Source organism: Streptococcus sp. Marseille-Q6488 (genome assembly GCF_946902925.1).
GTDB lineage: Bacteria > Bacillota > Bacilli > Lactobacillales > Streptococcaceae > Streptococcus.
The window spans coordinates 68353-85605 of the sequence record NZ_CAMPPZ010000009.1; the positions used below are offsets into that span (position 1 = coordinate 68353).

General features: G+C 39.0%; 16 protein-coding genes and 1 other annotated feature. Of the genes, 14 read left to right on the forward strand and 2 right to left on the reverse strand.

Annotated elements, in window-relative coordinates; translation table 11 throughout:
• The first annotated feature begins 30 nt into the window (after positions 1-30).
• The 12 genes from OVN23_RS04885 to trpA all read left to right on the forward strand — a co-directional run bounded on the left by OVN23_RS04885 (position 31) and on the right by trpA (position 13478).
• On the forward strand, positions 31-1041 hold the full coding sequence (locus OVN23_RS04885) for an ABC transporter ATP-binding protein (protein ID WP_000589134.1): 1011 nt from the start codon (positions 31-33) through the stop codon (positions 1039-1041).
• Positions 1042-1052: 11 nt separating this feature from the next.
• Positions 1053-2744 carry an ABC transporter permease gene (locus tag OVN23_RS04890; RefSeq protein ID WP_138707339.1) on the forward strand — a complete coding sequence of 564 codons (1692 nt, stop codon included), beginning with the start codon at positions 1053-1055 and terminating at the stop codon, positions 2742-2744.
• Between the two features lie 2 nt (positions 2745-2746).
• Entirely contained in the window at positions 2747-3457 is a 711-nt protein-coding gene (locus OVN23_RS04895; RefSeq protein WP_001149044.1) for an MgtC/SapB family protein, read from the forward strand.
• Positions 3458-4143: 686 nt separating this feature from the next.
• Positions 4144-5139: a LacI family DNA-binding transcriptional regulator gene (locus tag OVN23_RS04900; RefSeq protein ID WP_000410752.1), complete on the forward strand. Its 996-nt coding sequence runs from the start codon at positions 4144-4146 to the stop codon at positions 5137-5139.
• 607 nt (positions 5140-5746) lie between these two features.
• Positions 5747-6925 carry a tryptophan synthase subunit beta gene (gene trpB / locus OVN23_RS04905; protein ID WP_267240711.1) on the forward strand — a complete coding sequence of 393 codons (1179 nt, stop codon included), beginning with the start codon at positions 5747-5749 and terminating at the stop codon, positions 6923-6925.
• Positions 6916-7147: a binding site (T-box leader), on the forward strand. It overlaps the preceding gene by 10 nt.
• A gap of 71 nt (positions 7148-7218) precedes the next feature.
• Positions 7219-8580 carry an anthranilate synthase component I gene (gene trpE / locus OVN23_RS04910; RefSeq protein WP_267240712.1) on the forward strand — a complete coding sequence of 454 codons (1362 nt, stop codon included), beginning with the start codon at positions 7219-7221 and terminating at the stop codon, positions 8578-8580.
• Positions 8577-9143 (forward strand): aminodeoxychorismate/anthranilate synthase component II, encoded by a 567-nt coding sequence (locus tag OVN23_RS04915; RefSeq protein WP_267240713.1) that lies wholly within the window; start codon positions 8577-8579, stop codon positions 9141-9143. Before trpE ends, OVN23_RS04915 begins: the two co-directional genes overlap by 4 nt.
• Positions 9144-9153: 10 nt before the next feature.
• Positions 9154-10158: an anthranilate phosphoribosyltransferase gene (gene trpD / locus OVN23_RS04920; protein WP_267240714.1), complete on the forward strand. Its 1005-nt coding sequence runs from the start codon at positions 9154-9156 to the stop codon at positions 10156-10158.
• On the forward strand, positions 10155-10922 hold the full coding sequence (trpC, locus tag OVN23_RS04925; RefSeq protein WP_267240715.1) for an indole-3-glycerol phosphate synthase TrpC: 768 nt from the start codon (positions 10155-10157) through the stop codon (positions 10920-10922). Before trpD ends, trpC begins: the two co-directional genes overlap by 4 nt.
• The gene (locus tag OVN23_RS04930; protein ID WP_267240716.1) at positions 10909-11508 is read left to right on the forward strand and encodes a phosphoribosylanthranilate isomerase; all 600 of its coding nucleotides are present in this window, start codon (positions 10909-10911) and stop codon (positions 11506-11508) included. The genes trpC and OVN23_RS04930 overlap by 14 nt, the downstream gene beginning before the upstream one ends.
• A complete protein-coding gene (gene trpB, locus OVN23_RS04935; protein ID WP_000331265.1) occupies positions 11486-12709 on the forward strand; it encodes a tryptophan synthase subunit beta in 1224 nt (407 codons plus the stop codon). Before OVN23_RS04930 ends, trpB (OVN23_RS04935) begins: the two co-directional genes overlap by 23 nt.
• Positions 12702-13478 carry a tryptophan synthase subunit alpha gene (trpA, locus tag OVN23_RS04940; protein ID WP_164226073.1) on the forward strand — a complete coding sequence of 259 codons (777 nt, stop codon included), beginning with the start codon at positions 12702-12704 and terminating at the stop codon, positions 13476-13478. The genes trpB (OVN23_RS04935) and trpA overlap by 8 nt, the downstream gene beginning before the upstream one ends.
• Here trpA and OVN23_RS04945 read toward each other — a convergent pair.
• Complete coding sequence (locus OVN23_RS04945) at positions 13450-14109, reverse strand: prepilin peptidase (protein ID WP_173213100.1); 660 nt, start codon at positions 14107-14109, stop codon at positions 13450-13452. The genes trpA and OVN23_RS04945 overlap by 29 nt on opposite strands.
• Positions 14110-14178: 69 nt before the next feature.
• Here OVN23_RS04945 and OVN23_RS04950 point away from each other — a divergent pair, with 69 nt between their 5' ends.
• On the forward strand, positions 14179-14634 hold the full coding sequence (locus tag OVN23_RS04950; RefSeq protein ID WP_173233217.1) for a GNAT family N-acetyltransferase: 456 nt from the start codon (positions 14179-14181) through the stop codon (positions 14632-14634).
• Positions 14635-14756: 122 nt separating this feature from the next.
• Here the strand turns inward: OVN23_RS04950 and OVN23_RS04955 are convergent, their stop codons facing one another.
• Positions 14757-15935 carry an ROK family transcriptional regulator gene (locus tag OVN23_RS04955; RefSeq protein ID WP_173233215.1) on the reverse strand — a complete coding sequence of 393 codons (1179 nt, stop codon included), beginning with the start codon at positions 15933-15935 and terminating at the stop codon, positions 14757-14759.
• Positions 15936-16349: 414 nt separating this feature from the next.
• On the opposite strand from OVN23_RS04955, the gene OVN23_RS04960 reads away from it, so the two are divergent.
• Positions 16350-17246 carry a haloacid dehalogenase-like hydrolase gene (locus OVN23_RS04960; protein ID WP_173233213.1) on the forward strand — a complete coding sequence of 299 codons (897 nt, stop codon included), beginning with the start codon at positions 16350-16352 and terminating at the stop codon, positions 17244-17246.
• The last annotated feature ends 7 nt before the right edge of the window (positions 17247-17253 follow it).

The window sequence follows — 17253 nt, forward strand, 5'->3', positions numbered from 1 at the left end:
TTTGGTTTAGTAATAGAGGGAGTTAGTGAGATGATTAAATTTGATAATATTCAAATTAAATATGGTGATTTTGTTGCAATTGATAATCTGAATTTAGATATACATGAAGGGGAATTTTTTACATTTCTTGGGCCTTCAGGATGTGGTAAATCAACTACTTTGAGAGCATTGGTAGGTTTTCTAGATCCATCATCAGGAAGTATTGAAGTTAATGGAACAGATGTCACTCATTTGGAACCTGAAAAGCGTGGAATTGGTATTGTATTTCAATCTTATGCGCTATTTCCAACTATGACTGTTTTTGATAATATTGCATTTGGTTTAAAAGTTAAGAAGGTAGCTCCAGATGTTATTAAAGCTAAAGTATCAGCAGTAGCAGCAAAAATTAAGATCTCTGATCAACAGTTACAGCGTAATGTATCAGAATTATCTGGGGGTCAACAACAAAGGGTAGCATTGGCTCGTGCTCTGGTTCTTGAACCTAAAATTCTTTGTCTAGATGAACCATTGTCAAACCTTGACGCAAAATTACGTGTAGATTTGAGAAAAGAGTTGAAAAGACTTCAAAAAGAGTTAGGTATTACTACTTTATATGTTACTCATGATCAAGAGGAAGCCTTGACTTTATCTGATAGAATTGCAGTCTTTAACAATGGATTCATCGAACAGGTCGGTACACCAGTAGAAATTTATCATAATTCTCAAACTGAATTTGTATGTGATTTTATTGGAGATATTAATGTTTTGACCGATGAAACAGTCCACGAAGTATTACTGAAAAATGCAAGCGTTTTCTTAGAAGATAAAAAAGGATACATTCGATTAGAGAAAGTTCGATTCAATCGTGAAACTGAACAAGATTTCATTCTAAAAGGGACAATTATTGATGTTGAGTTTTCTGGAGTTACAATTCACTATACAATAAAAGTTTCTGAAAGTCAGATTCTTAATGTAACAAGTATTGATAGTCAGGCTGCTATTAGATCTGTCGGAGAAAGTGTGGAATTATTTATCACACCATCAGACGTTCTGCAATTTTAAGGAGGTGCAGTATGCGTCATAAATTAAATTTAAAAGATTGGCTTATTCGTTTAGGGTTAATCTGGTTCTTAGTAACATTTATTATTTATCCAAACTTTGATCTAGTAGTGAATGTATTTGTAAAAGGAGGAGAATTTTCCCTTGATGCTGTACATCGTGTTCTAAAATCTCAAAGGGCACTTCAGAGTATTATGAACAGTTTTAAGTTGGCATTTTCACTCATTATTACAGTTAATATCGTAGGTATTCTTTGTGTTCTATTTACAGAATACTTTGATATTAAAGGTGCTAAAATTTTAAAATTAGGTTATATGACCTCTTTAATTTATGGAGGAGTGGTTTTAGCGACTGGATATAAATTTGTCTATGGTCCTTATGGATTGATTACAAAATTTTTACAAAATATTATCCCTTCTTTAGACCCTAACTGGTTTATTGGGTATGGTGCAGTCTTATTCATTATGACATTTTCAGGAACTGCTAATCATACATTGTTTTTAACAAATACAATTCGAAGCGTTGACTATCACACTATTGAGGCTGCTCGAAATATGGGAGCAAAACCATTTACTGTTTTCCGAAAAGTAGTGTTACCAACCTTAATTCCAACTCTATTTGCACTTACTATCATGGTTTTTCTTAGTGGTTTATCTGCAGTAGCAGCACCCATGATTGTTGGTGGTAAAGAATTTCAAACTATAAATCCAATGATTATTACATTTGCAGGGATGGGGAATTCTCGTGATTTAGCTGCTCTACTTGCAATTATTTTAGGTATTGCAACTACAATTTTGCTTACTATCATGAACAAGATAGAAAAAGGTGGAAATTATATTTCTATCTCTAAGACTAAAGCGCCTCTTAAAAAACAAAAAATTGCGTCTAAGCCTTGGAATATCATTGCTCACATTGTAGCATATGGATTGTTCACAGTTTTCATGCTTCCACTAATTTTTATAGTATTATACTCATTTACAGATCCAGTTGCAATTCAAACAGGTAACTTAACATTATCAAACTTTACTTTAGAAAATTATCGCTTATTCTTTAGTAATAGTGCGGCATTCTCTCCATTCTTGGTCAGCTTTATTTATTCTATTATTGCTGCGACAACAGCAACAATTCTCGCAGTTGTATTTGCTCGTGTTGTCAGAAAACATAAATCTCGTTTTGATTTCTTATTTGAATATGGTGCTCTACTTCCTTGGTTACTACCAAGTACACTTTTAGCAGTAAGTTTATTATTTACTTTTAATCAGCCACAATTTCTTGTCTTGAATCAGATTTTGGTAGGTAGTTTGGTAATTCTACTTATTGCATATATAGTTGTAAAAATCCCATTTTCTTATAGAATGGTACGTGCTATTTTATTTAGTGTTGATGATGAGATGGAAGATGCAGCAAGAAGTATGGGTGCTTCACCTTTTTATACTATGATGAAGGTTATCATTCCATTTATTTTACCGGTTGTTCTCTCTGTTATTGCTTTAAACTTTAACTCTTTATTAACTGACTTCGACTTATCTGTATTTCTTTACCATCCATTAGCTCAACCACTGGGTATAACTATTCGTTCAGCAGGTGATGAAACAGCAACTTCAAATGCTCAAGCACTTGTATTCGTTTATACTATTGTATTAATGATAATTTCTGGTTCTGTTTTATACTTTACTCAGAGACCAGTTAGTAGAAAAAGGAAATAATAATGCAAGCAACAAGCTTAGGACTATCATATATCGAAATTGTATTAAGAATTGTACTTTCATTAGTTATTGGTGGTGTAATTGGTTTAGAGAGAGGAAGTAAATCTCAACCAGCAGGTATTCGTACACATAGTATTGTTTGTCTGGCTGCATGTTTAATTATGATGACTAATGAGTATGTATCTTATAAATTTGGTACAGGAGATCCTACACGCTTAGGTGCGCAGGTTATATCAGGTGTTGGTTTTCTTGGGGCTGGAACAATACTTATTACAGATAAAAAGAAAATAACTGGTTTAACAACTGCAGCCGGAATATGGGCTTCAGCTGGAATCGGTCTAGCTATTGGTGTTGGTTTTTATGAAGGAGCCATACTAGGAGCAATGTCTGTTTGGAGTGTTATAACTATGTTCCAACCTTTAAAAAAATATCTTCAAAGTCGTTCAAAGATAATCGAATTGTATATCGTTGTTAGATCTACAGAGGCATATAATCGGGTACTAGTATACTGTGCTGAGAATGGCATTAGAATGACTGATTCTAGAACTGCATTTGGAGATGTTAATTCAGAAAGAATTGAATATTTTGATGTTCCAGACAAAAAAATCGCGTCATTTATTACTCTGGAATTATCAGGTAGATTTGAGCACCTTAAACTAATGGAAGAAATTGCTAATATTGTTGGTGTGATTTATGTTGAGGAAATCAGCTAATCTAGGGATAAACAAAGGGACGGATTATTCTAGTCCTTTTGTTTTCTTTAAATAATAAGAAATATAAGGGCACATCTAAAAACTCAATTTCAATACTTTTAAACATTGATGTATCAACGTTTTCTGAGCAATAAAAATAGAAAATCGGTAGTTTTTAGAGGTGTCCATAATAATTTTTGAAGAAAAGGATCTAACTAATTTGAGAGTATATAAAGTGGATTTTGATGCAGGAAAAATAACTTATTTTGATGACTATAATCTCATACAGGTATACCACTTCCATTCATTTTATGATGTTTGTGAGATGGTGTTCGCTTGTCATTTACCATTTGAAGAAATGCTTAGAAATGTTATTGTTAAGGAGAAAGCTGTTCCCATATTAGAGTGTTATATTGAACAGATAATGAATACATTTCTAAATACAGAAGGATTTACTGAAAATGATTCCTTGGAATTTTCAGGTAGTGTATTTTCTTATACGGTGATTTGTAATGCAGTTTACAAAATAGTACAAAACAGTGAATTGAATTGTAAAATTTATGTTACTAGTACTGAAAGTTAATGTAGATTTAGTGAAGTATTTCCTCCAGATGTAAACTAGATTAAAAGATTAGAATGTAATTTTCTTGTTAAAATAATTTAAATATTGTATAGTTATAGTGAAGGTTTATGACAGGAGTATTTTAATGGAAAAAGGGAAAAAGGTAACGATATATGATATTGCACGTTTGTCTGGTTTTTCTCCAAAGACAGTTTCACGTGTAATAAATGGAGGGAATAGAGTAAAACCTGAGACTTATAATGCCATAAAAAAAGTCATCGATGAGTTATCCTATATTCCAAATGCCTATGCTCAGAATTTAACGAAGAAAGAAACCACGAATATTTTAATATCTGTGAAGAAGATTGATTCTTTTCCTTTAATCTGGTTTCAAACACTTTTAGATAAAGTTTTACAAACTTGTAGACAATTTGGAGTAAATGCTATTGTTGAATATTTTGGAGAGGAAGATTCGATTAGTAATTCAATTATTTCAAGTATTGGTAGCCTTGTAGATGGAGTGATTGTCTTTTATGAGGGGGAGAATGATATTCGAATCCAATATTTAAAGAAAAATAATATGCCTTTCATTGTCTTTGGAGAGTCTCAAACACCTGGAGTAGTTTACGTATCTAACAATAACTTTCAAGCTACTTATGATATGATGAAAGTAGTTTTGGAAAAGAATTTTAAAGATATGTGGTTACTTATGGGAGGTGAGTCTTATGTAAATAAGGATCGAGAGAGAGGAGTGAGAACTTTTTTAAAGGATAATAATTATTCTATGGATTTGAAGGTAGTTTATGGTTTAACTACAATAGAGTCAGTTTATTCCTTTGCTGTGAATGATTTGTCTTTTGGAAATTATCCAGATATTATATTTGTTTCAGGCGATGAAAAAGTTCAGGGACTAATTCGTGCGTGTTACGAAAAAGGAATAGCGATTCCGGATAATATATCCGTTGTTGGATTTGATAATATTCCAATTTCACAGTATTACACTCCTGCTTTATCTACAATTTCTCCTAATTATGTTAAATTAGCTCAAGAAATGATTGAAGGGGTATTAGCAATTATAAAGGGGGAAAGTGTCACATCTGTTGAAGTTTCTACTAAACTTGTTAGGAGACAGAGTTTCTAGTATTGTTTAATTCTTGAAAATCCTAATGGAAAAGATGGAGTGTTCTAAAGTAAGTTCTGTTTAGCATCTATTCAGTTTCTATTGAGTTGGATCCAATTTCTAACAAGTGGGACATTTTCACGTTCGATTTACTAAAGACATTATCACATTCGAATCACACATCTTTCAAAAAAATCGTAAAAAAGTCTTGACAAAGAAAAAACAAAGTATTAAAATAAGTTCAACAAATCAGAAAAGTAACTATTTTTAATCTTCAGGGAGCCTGTGGTGATTGTGAATAGGTGGTTGGGAGTAGTGAAAGTGGGCTGATTTTAAAAATGAATTTGAAACAATGAAAATTCGGTGCGCACACCTTACAGTGCAACTTGTTGTTAGACAAGGCAGAGATGTAAAGGGGAATACTCCCTTTATAATTGAGGTGGCACCGCGTTACCAACGCCCTCACATGGAATTTAATTCTGTGTGTGGGCTTTTTTCTATCCGTCGTTTTGTTTATCTTTTATTAGGGCGTTAAGTCGCTTTGATGAACTTGAGTTCTATCTACAGCTCCTTGCCTACTACTAAAAGCAAACAAAAAGTCGAATAAATACAGAAAGAGGAAAATTTTATGACAACTAAAGGTTATTTTGGACAATTTGGTGGTAGTTTTGTACCGGAGCCGATTCAGGCTTTGTTGGATGAGTTGGAAGTGACATTTGAAAAGTACAAGGATGATCCAGAATTTTTGGCAGAATTTCGCCATTACTTGAAGGACTATTCAGGTCGCGAAACACCGCTCTATTTTGCAGAAAGTTTGACAGAGCACCTAGGTGGTGCTAAGATTTATCTCAAGCGCGAAGACCTTAACCACCTTGGTTCTCACAAGCTTAACAATGTTTTAGGACAAATTCTTCTTGCCAAACGTATGGGCAAAAAACGAGTGATCGCGGAAACAGGAGCTGGTCAGCACGGTGTTGCGACAGCAGCGGCTGCAGCCAAGTTTGGTATGGCCTGTGACGTCTACATGGGGGCAGAAGATGTGGAACGTCAACGTCTCAATGTTTTCCGTATGGAGATGATGGGAGCAACTGTTCATGCAGTTGAAACGGGAACACGAACTCTTAAGGAGGCGGTTGATGCAGCCTTTGGAGCATGGATGAATGACCTTGAAGCCTTTTATGTTCTGGGATCTGCTGTGGGACCTCACCCATATCCAACCATTGTTCATGAGTTCCAAAAAGTCATCAGTGAAGAATCTCGCCGTCAAATCTTAGAAAAAGAAGGACGCTTACCAGACTATGTCATTGCTTGTGTAGGTGGTGGTTCTAATGCTATTGGTGCATTTTCTCAGTATGTGGCTGATGAAGAAGTTAAATTGGTTGGGGTCGAAGCTGCTGGTCACGGACTTGACACAGACAAGCACGCAGCTACTATGACAAAAGGTAGTATCGGAATTGTCGACGGCATGAAGACTTATGCAGTCTTTAAGGAAGATGGAGAGTTGGCTCCAGTTTACTCTATCTCAGCTGGATTGGACTATCCAGGGGTTGGCCCAGAACACGCCTACTTCAAAGATTCAGGTCGCGTGGAATATGTGGCTGCGACGGATGAAGAAGCTGTTCAGGCTCTCCTCCTTCTCAGCAAGACTGAAGGAATTATCCCAGCGATTGAAAGTTCGCACGCTATCGCAGAAGCAGTTAAACGTGCACCGAAACTAAGTAAAGACGACATTATCATCATCAATGTCTCTGGTCGTGGAGACAAGGACGTAGCTGCGATTGCAGACTACCTAGAAGCTAAAAAATAATAGATGGAAAAATTACAGTCTTTTCTCTCACAGAGAGCTTGTGGTTGCTGGAAACAAGCAGAGAAAGCTGTAAGGTTGGGTCCATCTGAAACGAGAGAAGAAAACATAATTCTCAAGGGAGTGCCCTTTATCGCACAGCCTGTTACAGGAGGTTTCTGAGACAGGAATGAGAGATAGGAGAAATCCTATAATTGAGGTGGCACCGCGAATTTCGTCCTCACGCAAGTTATTTTGTGTGGGGATTTTTCATACAGTCACCACGGACTAGAAGTAGAACTGAAAGGGAAATTACAATGGAACGAATCATTCATGGAGATGTCTTATCACCAATCTTGGCTTATATGCGCCTAAAGGGGCAACACAAGGTTATTTTAGAGAGTATTCCGAGAGACAAGGAAACAGCTCGTTTTTCTATCTTAGCCTATAATCCAGTCTTTGAGATTAAGTTTGAAAGTGGGGTCCTTTATCAAAATGGGAAAGTGATTGATCAGGATCCCTTGGATTTCCTTTATCAAGTGACTCATAAGAGCCAGCATCATTCAGAGCTACCTTTTGGTGGTGGGGCAATTGGTTTTGTTGGTTACGATATGATTTCGCTTTATGAAGAAATTGGTCAAATTCCTGAAGATACTATTGGAACGCCAGACATGCATTTCTTCGTCTATGAGAGTTACATGGTCTTTGACCACAAGAAGGAAAAAATCCATGTCATCGAGGATGCTCTTTATAGTGAGCGTAGCCAAGAAGACTTGGAAGAAGCCTTGAACCAAGTGCTTGAGGAATTACGCATTCCTGCTCCAAATGAATTTGAAGACTTGGATCTATCTCCACTGGACTTCAAACCGCATATCGCTCCTCAGAAGTTTGAGGAAATGGTGGAAACAGCTCGTGACTTGATTCGTAACGGGGATATGTTCCAATGTGTACTCAGCCAGCGCTTCTCAGCAGAAGTTACTGGAAATCCATTTGACTTCTACAGAAATCTCCGCGTGACCAATCCATCCAATTACCTCTATTTCTATGACTTTGGGGATTATCAAATCATCGGCGCCAGTCCAGAAAGTTTAGTTTCAGTTAAAAATGGCATCGTGACAACCAATCCGATTGCCGGGACACGACCAAGAGGCGCTACGGATGAAGAAGACAAGGATTTGGCGACAGACCTGCTTTCGGATGAGAAGGAAACAGCAGAGCATCGAATGTTAGTAGACTTGGGTCGTAATGATATTGGTCGCATCTCTGAAACGGCCAGTGTCCAAGTCACTAAGTATATGGAAGTGGAGCTCTTCCGCTATGTCATGCATTTGACCAGTGTGGTCAAGGGGCGTTTGCTTCCAGAACTCACTGCCATGGATGCCTTGAAATCAACACTTCCAGCTGGAACAGTTTCAGGAGCACCAAAGATTCGAGCGATGAGACGCATCTATGAACTGGAAACAGAAAAACGGGGTGTATACGCAGGAGCAATTGGCTACTTGTCTGCGACGGGTGATATGGATTTCGCCATTGCCATCCGAACCATGATTCTAAAAAATCAAACAGCCTATGTGCAGGCTGGGGCAGGGATTGTCTACGACTCCATCGCCCAAAACGAATACCAAGAAACCATTAACAAAGCAAAATCTATGACTAGAATTGGAGAACTAAGACCATGATTTTATTGATTGACAACTATGATTCTTTTACCTATAACTTGGCCCAATACATTGGGAATTTTGCAGAAGTTCAGGTTTTGAGAAATGATGATCCCAATCTGTATGAAGAAGCTGAAAAAGCAGATGGTCTGGTCTTTTCTCCTGGTCCTGGTTGGCCAGTTGATGCTGGAAAGATGGAAGACATGATTCGTGATTTTGCTGGCAAGAAGCCGATTCTTGGGATTTGTTTGGGCCACCAAGCCATTGCAGAAGTCTTTGGTGGTAAGTTAGGTTTGGCTCCAAAAGTCATGCATGGGAAACAAAGCAATATCAGCTTTGAAGCGCCATCCGTTTTGTATCAAGGCATCGAGGATGGCCGTGCGGTCATGCGTTATCACAGTATTTTAATTGAAGAAATGCCAGAAGAGTTTGAAGTGACAGCTCGTTCGACTGATGATCAGGCCATTATGGGGATTCAACATAAAAACCTACCGATTTATGGTTTCCAGTATCATCCAGAGAGCATTGGAACGCCAGATGGCTTGTCTTCTATTCGGAATTTTATCGAGAATGTTGTAAAGTGAGGAAACTAGGATGAAAGAGATTATTGAAAAACTAGCAAAATTTGAAAATTTATCAGGTGTGGAAATGACGGATGTCATTGAGCGTATCGTAACTGGGCGTGTAACGGAGGCGCAGATTGCTTCTCTCCTCTTAGCTCTTAAGATGAAGGGGGAAACACCTGAAGAACGCACAGCCATTGCCCAAGTCATGAGAGGGCATGCCCAACATATTCCAACTGAGATTCATGACGCCATGGACAACTGTGGTACAGGTGGGGACAAGTCTTTCAGCTTTAACATCTCCACAACTGCAGCCTTTGTCTTGGCTGGTGGTGGTGTTCACATGGCCAAGCACGGTAACCGCTCGATTTCTTCTAAATCTGGTTCTGCAGACGTTCTCGAAGCCTTGGGCATTAATCTAGACCTCAAACCAGCTGAACTAGGTAAGGTCTTTGATAAAACTGGCATCGTCTTTCTCTTTGCTAAAAATATGCATCCAGCTATGAAATACATCATGCCAGCTCGTTTGGAATTGGGAATCCCAACGATTATGAACTTGACTGGTCCACTGATTCATCCAATGGCTTTGGAAACACAGCTTCTTGGAATTAGTCGTCCAGAATTGCTAGAAAGTACAGCTCAGGTTTTGAAAAATATGGGTCGTAAACGTGCTATCGTGGTTGCTGGGCCAGAGGGATTGGATGAAGCTGGTTTGAATGGAACAACCAAGATTGCACTTCTTGAAAATGGCGAAATCAGCTTGTCAAGCTTTACTCCAGAGGATTTGGGAATGGAATGCTACGCTATCGAAGACATTCGTGGAGGCAATGCTCAGGAAAATGCAGAAATTTTGCTCAGCGTTCTTAAGAACGAACCAAGTCCATTCTTGGAAACGACAGTCTTGAATGCTGGTCTTGGTTTCTATGCTAATGGTAAGGTAGCTAGTATCAAGGAAGGAGTTGCCTTAGCCCGTCAAGTCATTGCTAGTGGCAAGGCCCTTGAAAAACTCAGACTGTTACAGGAGTACCAAAAATGAGTCAGGAATTTTTAGCACGAATCTTGGAGCAGAAGGCGCGTGAGGTTGAGCAGATGGAGCTGGAGCAAATCCAGCCCTTGCGCCAGACCTATCGCTTGGCAGAATTTTTGAAAAATCATCAGGATCGCTTGCAGGTAATCGCTGAAGTCAAGAAGGCTAGCCCTAGTCTGGGAGATATCAACCTCGATTTAGATATTGTGCAACAGGCCCAGACTTATGAAGCGAATGGCGCAGTAATGATTTCGGTTTTGACAGATGAAGTTTTCTTTAAAGGTCATTTGGATTATCTACGGGAGATTTCCAGTCAGGTACAGATTCCAACGCTGAACAAGGACTTTATCATCGATGAAAAGCAAATCATCCGCGCTCGCAATGCCGGTGCGACAGTCATCTTGCTCATTGTGGCTGCCTTGTCAGAAGAACGCCTCAAGGAACTTTATGACTATGCGACAGAGCTTGGTCTGGAAGTCTTGGTGGAGACTCACAATCTAACTGAACTAGAAGTGGCTCACAGACTTGGTGCTCAGATTATTGGGGTTAATAACCGCAATTTGACCACCTTTGAAGTTGACTTGCAGACCAGTGTAGATTTGGCTAAACATTTCAAAGATGATTGCTTGTACATTTCTGAATCTGCTATTTTCACAGGGCAGGATGCGGAACGAGTAGCACCATACTTTAATGGAATTTTAGTTGGGACAGCTCTTATGCAGGCAGAAGATGTGGCCCAGAGAATCAAGGAGTTGCAGATTGACAAAGGTTAAGATTTGTGGACTATCGACCAAAGAAGCGGTGGAAACAGCTGTATCAGCAGGAGCCGACTACATCGGTTTTGTCTTTGCACCTAGTAAAAGACAGGTGACCTTGGATCAGGCTGCTGAGTTGGCAAAGCTTATTCCTGCAGATGTCAAAAAGGTTGGTGTATTTGTTTCACCAAGTCGGGCAGAACTGCTAGAAGCGATTGACAAAGTTGGCTTGGACTTAGTTCAAGTTCACGGCCAGGTGGCAGATGATTTGTTTGAAAATTTGCCTTGTGCCAGCATTCAGGCGGTACAGGTGGATGGAGAGGGTCATGTGCCCAATTCTCAGGCAGACTATCTCCTCTTTGATGCCCCTGTGGCTGGGAGTGGCCAGACCTTTGACTGGGGCCAACTGGATACGACAAAACTAGCTCAGCCATTTTTCATCGCAGGTGGGCTTGACGAAGACAATGTAGCAAAAGCAATTCAACAATTTACTCCCTATGCAGTAGATGTATCGAGCGGAGTGGAGACAGATGGACAAAAAGATCATGAAAAGATTAGAAGATTTATAGAGAGGGTAAAGAATGGCATATCAAGAACCAAATAAAGATGGATTTTACGGAAAATTCGGCGGACGTTTCGTCCCAGAAACATTGATGACAGCAGTTTTGGAGTTGGAGAAAGCCTACCGGGAAAGTCAGGCAGACCCAAGTTTCCAAGAGGAATTAAACCAGCTCTTACGTCAGTACGTAGGACGTGAAACTCCCCTTTACTACGCAAAAAACTTGACCCAGCATATCGGCGGAGCCAAGATTTATCTTAAACGTGAAGACCTCAACCATACAGGAGCCCACAAGATTAACAATGCCTTAGGACAAGTTTTGCTTGCCAAACGCATGGGCAAAAAGAAAATTATCGCTGAAACAGGTGCTGGTCAGCACGGTGTAGCAACTGCAACAGCTGCGGCCCTCTTTAACATGGAATGTACTATTTACATGGGTGAGGAAGATGTCAAACGCCAAGCCCTCAATGTCTTCCGTATGGAGCTTTTGGGAGCTAAGGTTGAGGCAGTGACAGACGGTTCGCGCGTGCTCAAGGATGCGGTCAATGCAGCCCTTCGTTCATGGGTAGCTAATATCGATGATACCCACTATATCCTTGGTTCTGCCTTGGGTCCTCATCCATTCCCAGAAATTGTTCGTGACTTCCAAAGCGTTATTGGTCGAGAAGCTAAACAACAGTACCGTGACTTGACAGGACAAGATCTGCCAGATGCTTTAGTAGCCTGTGTTGGCGGTGGTTCTAATGCTATCGGGCTCTTCCATCCATTTGTAGAAGATGAGTCTGTAGCTATGTATGGGGCTGAAGCAGCAGGACTTGGTGTGGATACAGAGCACCACGCAGCTACCTTGACCAAGGGTCGTCCGGGTGTTCTTCACGGTTCTCTCATGGATGTGCTCCAAGATGCCCATGGTCAAATTCTTGAAGCCTTCTCTATCTCAGCAGGTTTGGACTATCCTGGTATCGGTCCAGAACATTCTCACTACCACGATATTAAACGTGCCAGCTATGTTCCTGTGACAGACGAAGAAGCCTTGGAAGGATTCCAACTCTTGTCTCGTGTGGAAGGGATTATTCCGGCCTTGGAATCTAGCCACGCTATCGCTTTTGCGGTGAAATTGGCCAAAGAACTTGGCCCAGACAAGTCCATGATTGTCTGTCTATCAGGTCGTGGGGACAAGGATGTGGTTCAAGTCAAAGACCGCTTGGAAGCAGATGCAGCAAAGAAGGGAGAAGCTCATGCCTAAGACACTAACAGAAAAATTGAATGCTATAAAAGCAGCTGGAAAAGGAATTTTCGTGCCCTATATCATGGCTGGAGACCATGAGAAAGGTTTGGATGGTTTAGCTGAAACAATCCACTTTTTAGAAGATTTGGGTGTCTCTGCAATTGAAGTGGGCATTCCCTTTTCAGACCCTGTTGCAGATGGACCTGTGATCGAAGAAGCAGGCTTGCGTAGTCTAGCTCACGAAACTTCTACCCAGGCTTTGGTTAAAACCTTGAAAACCATTCAAACAGAAGTTCCACTTGTCATTATGACCTACTTTAATCCCCTCTTTCAGTACGGTGTTGAGAACTTTGTCAAAGATTTGGCTGATACAGGGGTTAAGGGTTTGATTATTCCAGACCTTCCTCATGAGCATGCCAACTTTGTAGAACCATTTTTGGCAGATACAGACATGGCCTTGATACCCCTAGTTAGTTTGACAACAGGACTTGAGCGCCAGAAAGAGTTGATTGATGGGGCAGAAGGATTCGTCTATGCGGTTGCCATCAATGGGGTGACAGGGAAATCCGGCAATTACCGTGCAGACTTGGACAAGCACTTGGCGCAATTGCATCAAGTGGCTGACATCCCAGTCTTGACAGGTTTTGGTGTGTCTAGTCAAGCCGATGTAGAACGCTTCAATGCGGTGTCAGATGGCGTGATTGTCGGTTCGAAAATCGTAAAAGCTCTCCACCAAGGAGAGCCAATTGAGGACTTTATCAAACAAGCAGTAGCTTACCAAAAATAATCACACAAGTAGCGAGTAAGAGGAAAGGCACAAAAGGAAGTCTTTCCTTTTTCTTTTGCAGGAGAAAGGCTAGGATGCCCGTCGCCGAAGCAAACTGAATCAAGATCAGTAATTCTGTTGCGCTAAAGACGATAGCACAAGAAGCTAAAAAGAGAAAATCCCCTGCGCCCATGCGGATATCGATAAAATGAGCCACAATTCCAAGTACAAGGAAGAAGACCATGACTAGATTCCAGCCAGAGCAGGCCATTAGGATTATATGAAAAGTCATCCAGACCAGTAAGGGATATTCCTGATGGCGAAAGTCGTAGATGCCCAAGGTCAAACCAGCAGTGATTAGGATGACTTGACCCAAGGAAAGAAAGCTCCAAGACCAGGACAGAAATAGGAGCCCTAAGCCTAGTTCAAAAAGGGCATACCAGACAGGATAAGTAGCCTTGCAGTAGCGACAGCGAAAGCGATTAAAAACCTGCGAGAGAATCGGAATCAAATCTAAGGGCCGCAAGCGAGTCTGACAGGAATCACAATGACTAGCTGGAAAGATAATAGATTGCTCTGGAAAGCGGTCAATGACCAAACCAAGAAAGGAAGCGAGAATGCTCCCAACAAGAAAAAAATAAAAATCAATCATACTTATCTATTCGTAAAAAATGGGAGAAGTAGTATAATGGAGAAACATAGATAAGATGGTGAGGCAAAGATGATAATTCGTTTTGAAGAAAAGGTGAGTACAGAAAACGCTCAGCTCGTATGCAAATGGTCCAACTCTCTTGGCAAATCCTTTCAAGAACAATGGATGGGAACAATGATTCCTTTTCCCTTGACAATTCAAGTTTTGCAAGAGTTGGAAGGAATCTTTTCAATCTTTGATGGACAAGAGTTTGTGGGACTTATCCAGAAAATCAGGCTAGAAGGCAGGAATCTTCATATTGGAAGATTTTTTATCAATCCCGAGAAACAGGGGCAGGGCTTAGGTAGCCAGGTTTTCAGGAAATTTGTTAGTTTGGCCTTTGAAAATGGAGACATAGACAGTATTTCTCTAAATGTCTTCGAAGCAAATCAAGCAGCCCAGCACCTTTATCAAAAAGAAGGATTTGAAATCGTTCAAATGGTTGAAACACCTGTACGAAAATACATCATGAAAAAGGGGAGATAGGAGTTTAATTACAAATATAAAGAAAGCGAACAAAACAGAATTCTGATTTTCAGAAAACAGGTTTGTTCGCTTTTTATGATATACTCCCTCTTTTTAGCCTATTTATTAAATGTAATAGAAAATTAGGAATGTAGAATTGTATGATACAAACAAAGTGCAATAGCTGAGTGTGCAGCTGTAAAATCATTATAAGGTTCAATAATAACTTCAGGTAGGCGATTATAGAGCAATTTGGGTTTGTAGTTCATTTCACTATATAGTTTTTGGATGATGTGCTGATTTGTTAGTAAAGGACTATGTAGGTAGATTTTTTGAGAGTCAATCATCATACTGATATTTAAAATGGTTTGACTAAGATAGAGTAAGGCTTGATGGATAAGTGTGATTATTCCAGTGTCACCTAATTGATAAGCGGTTAAAATAACTTGGATATCAATATCATCGGCATTTTTGACTAAGCTAGGAAGTAAAGAATAGGTAGATTGATGATATAGAATTTTTGATTTTTTGATTAACCAAGATTCTCCAGCAAAAGTTTGTAAGCATCCCTTGCGCCCGCAACTACATTCTTCTCCCTCAGATGAAACAACTGTATGCCCTATTTCTCCAATCATTAGATTTCCTTTCCCATAAATGTTCCCGTCGTAGATATAAGAACAGTGCATACCTCTAGCAAAATGAAAATAAGCAAAATTAGGGTCATTCTGTTGGCGGCTAAATAGGCGTTTACCTATAGCCATACAGTTAACATTGTTAGAGAAAAACAAAGGCTTATCAAAGTGAGATTGAATCATTTCTAAGTCGATATGTTGCCATAAAGGATTGTTTGTTGTTATTTTATAATCATCTAAATAGCGACCAGGTAGCGCAATTCCAATTGCTTCTATTGCATAATCAGAGCAGTTATTTAAGAATTGCTTTAGTGTCTGGCTAATGAGTTGATTCCCCTTTTCTTGGATTAACTGTTTAGTAACAATTTCTTTCTCTTCTTTTAAGATGTTTCCTAGATTATCTCCTAAAGAAAAAGTAAAGTGTTTTTCAGATAGTTCACAACCAATGTAGTAAAATCGTTTAGCTTGAATATCTAGCAGGATTTTTTTTCTTCCTACACTTGTATCGTGTTCGTCTTCACCAAGTTCTAAGAGAATGTTTTCTTTAATCAACTCATTTGTGATACTGCTGGTTGTTGCAGGTGTTATTCCTGTTTTTGTAGCAATTTCAATTCGTGAAATGGGGCCTAATGTATAAATTGTCTCCAGTATTTTAGCTCTTAGTTGTAATTGTTTCTTAGATAAGGTCATATTAGTTGTCTTTCTAGTTGTCAGATTTTTAAAATCTTATGATTTTTTGTTATGGAAAAATGTAGATGTTAATCTTTTTAAGCTTTTTAAGCTTTTCATTACCTACAAGTCTCTTTTTATTATATATTGATAATAAAAAATAATCAAATGTTTACACAAATCCTTGACAAGGCTTTCTTATAGTTGTAAAATATAAATAACAAAAGATAATCAAATAACAACTTGACGTCAAAAAATAAAGCTAATTGATAACTTTTGATAATAAAATATATTTAAGAGGAAGTGCAACGGAAAATAATGGAAAGTAATTCACAAGATAGAAAATAGAGTAGTATGTGATGATAGGGGTTCTTGCTAACAATGATATAGAGCCTAGTTGTTACGAAAATATTTCAATCAGTTGGAGGATTGAGAATGAAACGTTTAATTAGTGCAAATCCATCTGAGATATTAGAGATGAATGCTGAAGAATTAAAACAAAGTATTTTAGCAAGTGAAGGTAGAGTTGTTCTATCTGAAAATGTAGCCACTCGTGAGACATTTGTTGGAGATATCACTAATTCTGAAATTGCTAGAGCTTTTGGAGCTGACATGATTTTATTGAATTGTGTTGATGTTTTTGAGCCTAAAATTTATGCTTTGGATAGTTCAGGTGATGATGTTATTCATCGCTTACACCAGCTCGTTGCTTGCCCAATTGGTGTAAATTTGGAACCGATTGACCCATCTGCAAAGATGCTAGAGGAAACACAGGAAATTGTTGCAGGTCGTGTTGCAAACAGAGATACCTTTAAGAGGATTGAAGAACTTGGGTTTGATTTTGTTTGTCTGACTGGAAATCCAGGTACAGGAGTTAGCAATCAAGAGATTATCAAAGCAGTTCAATCTGCTAAAGAGAATTTCTCAGGTTTGATTATAGCTGGTAAAATGCACGGCGCTGGTGTAAAGGAACCTGTCGCGGATATTTCCGTTGCGGAGCAGTTGCTTGAAGCAGGTGCAGATGTGATTTTGGTTCCAGCTGTTGGGACAGTTCCTTCTTTTAACGATGAAGAATTACGCGCAGTGGTAGATTTAGTTCACAGTAAAGGTGGGCTAGTACTGAGTGCTATTGGGACTAGCCAAGAAACATCTGATACGGAGACAATTAGGGAAATAGCGCTGAGAAATAAAATTTGTGGAGTTGATATTCAACATATAGGTGACGCAGGATATGGGGGACTGGCAACAGTCGAGAATATTTATGCATTGAGCAAGGCAATTAGAGGAGTGAGACATACAGTATCTCGCTTGGCTAGGTCAGTAAATAGGTGATAAAGGA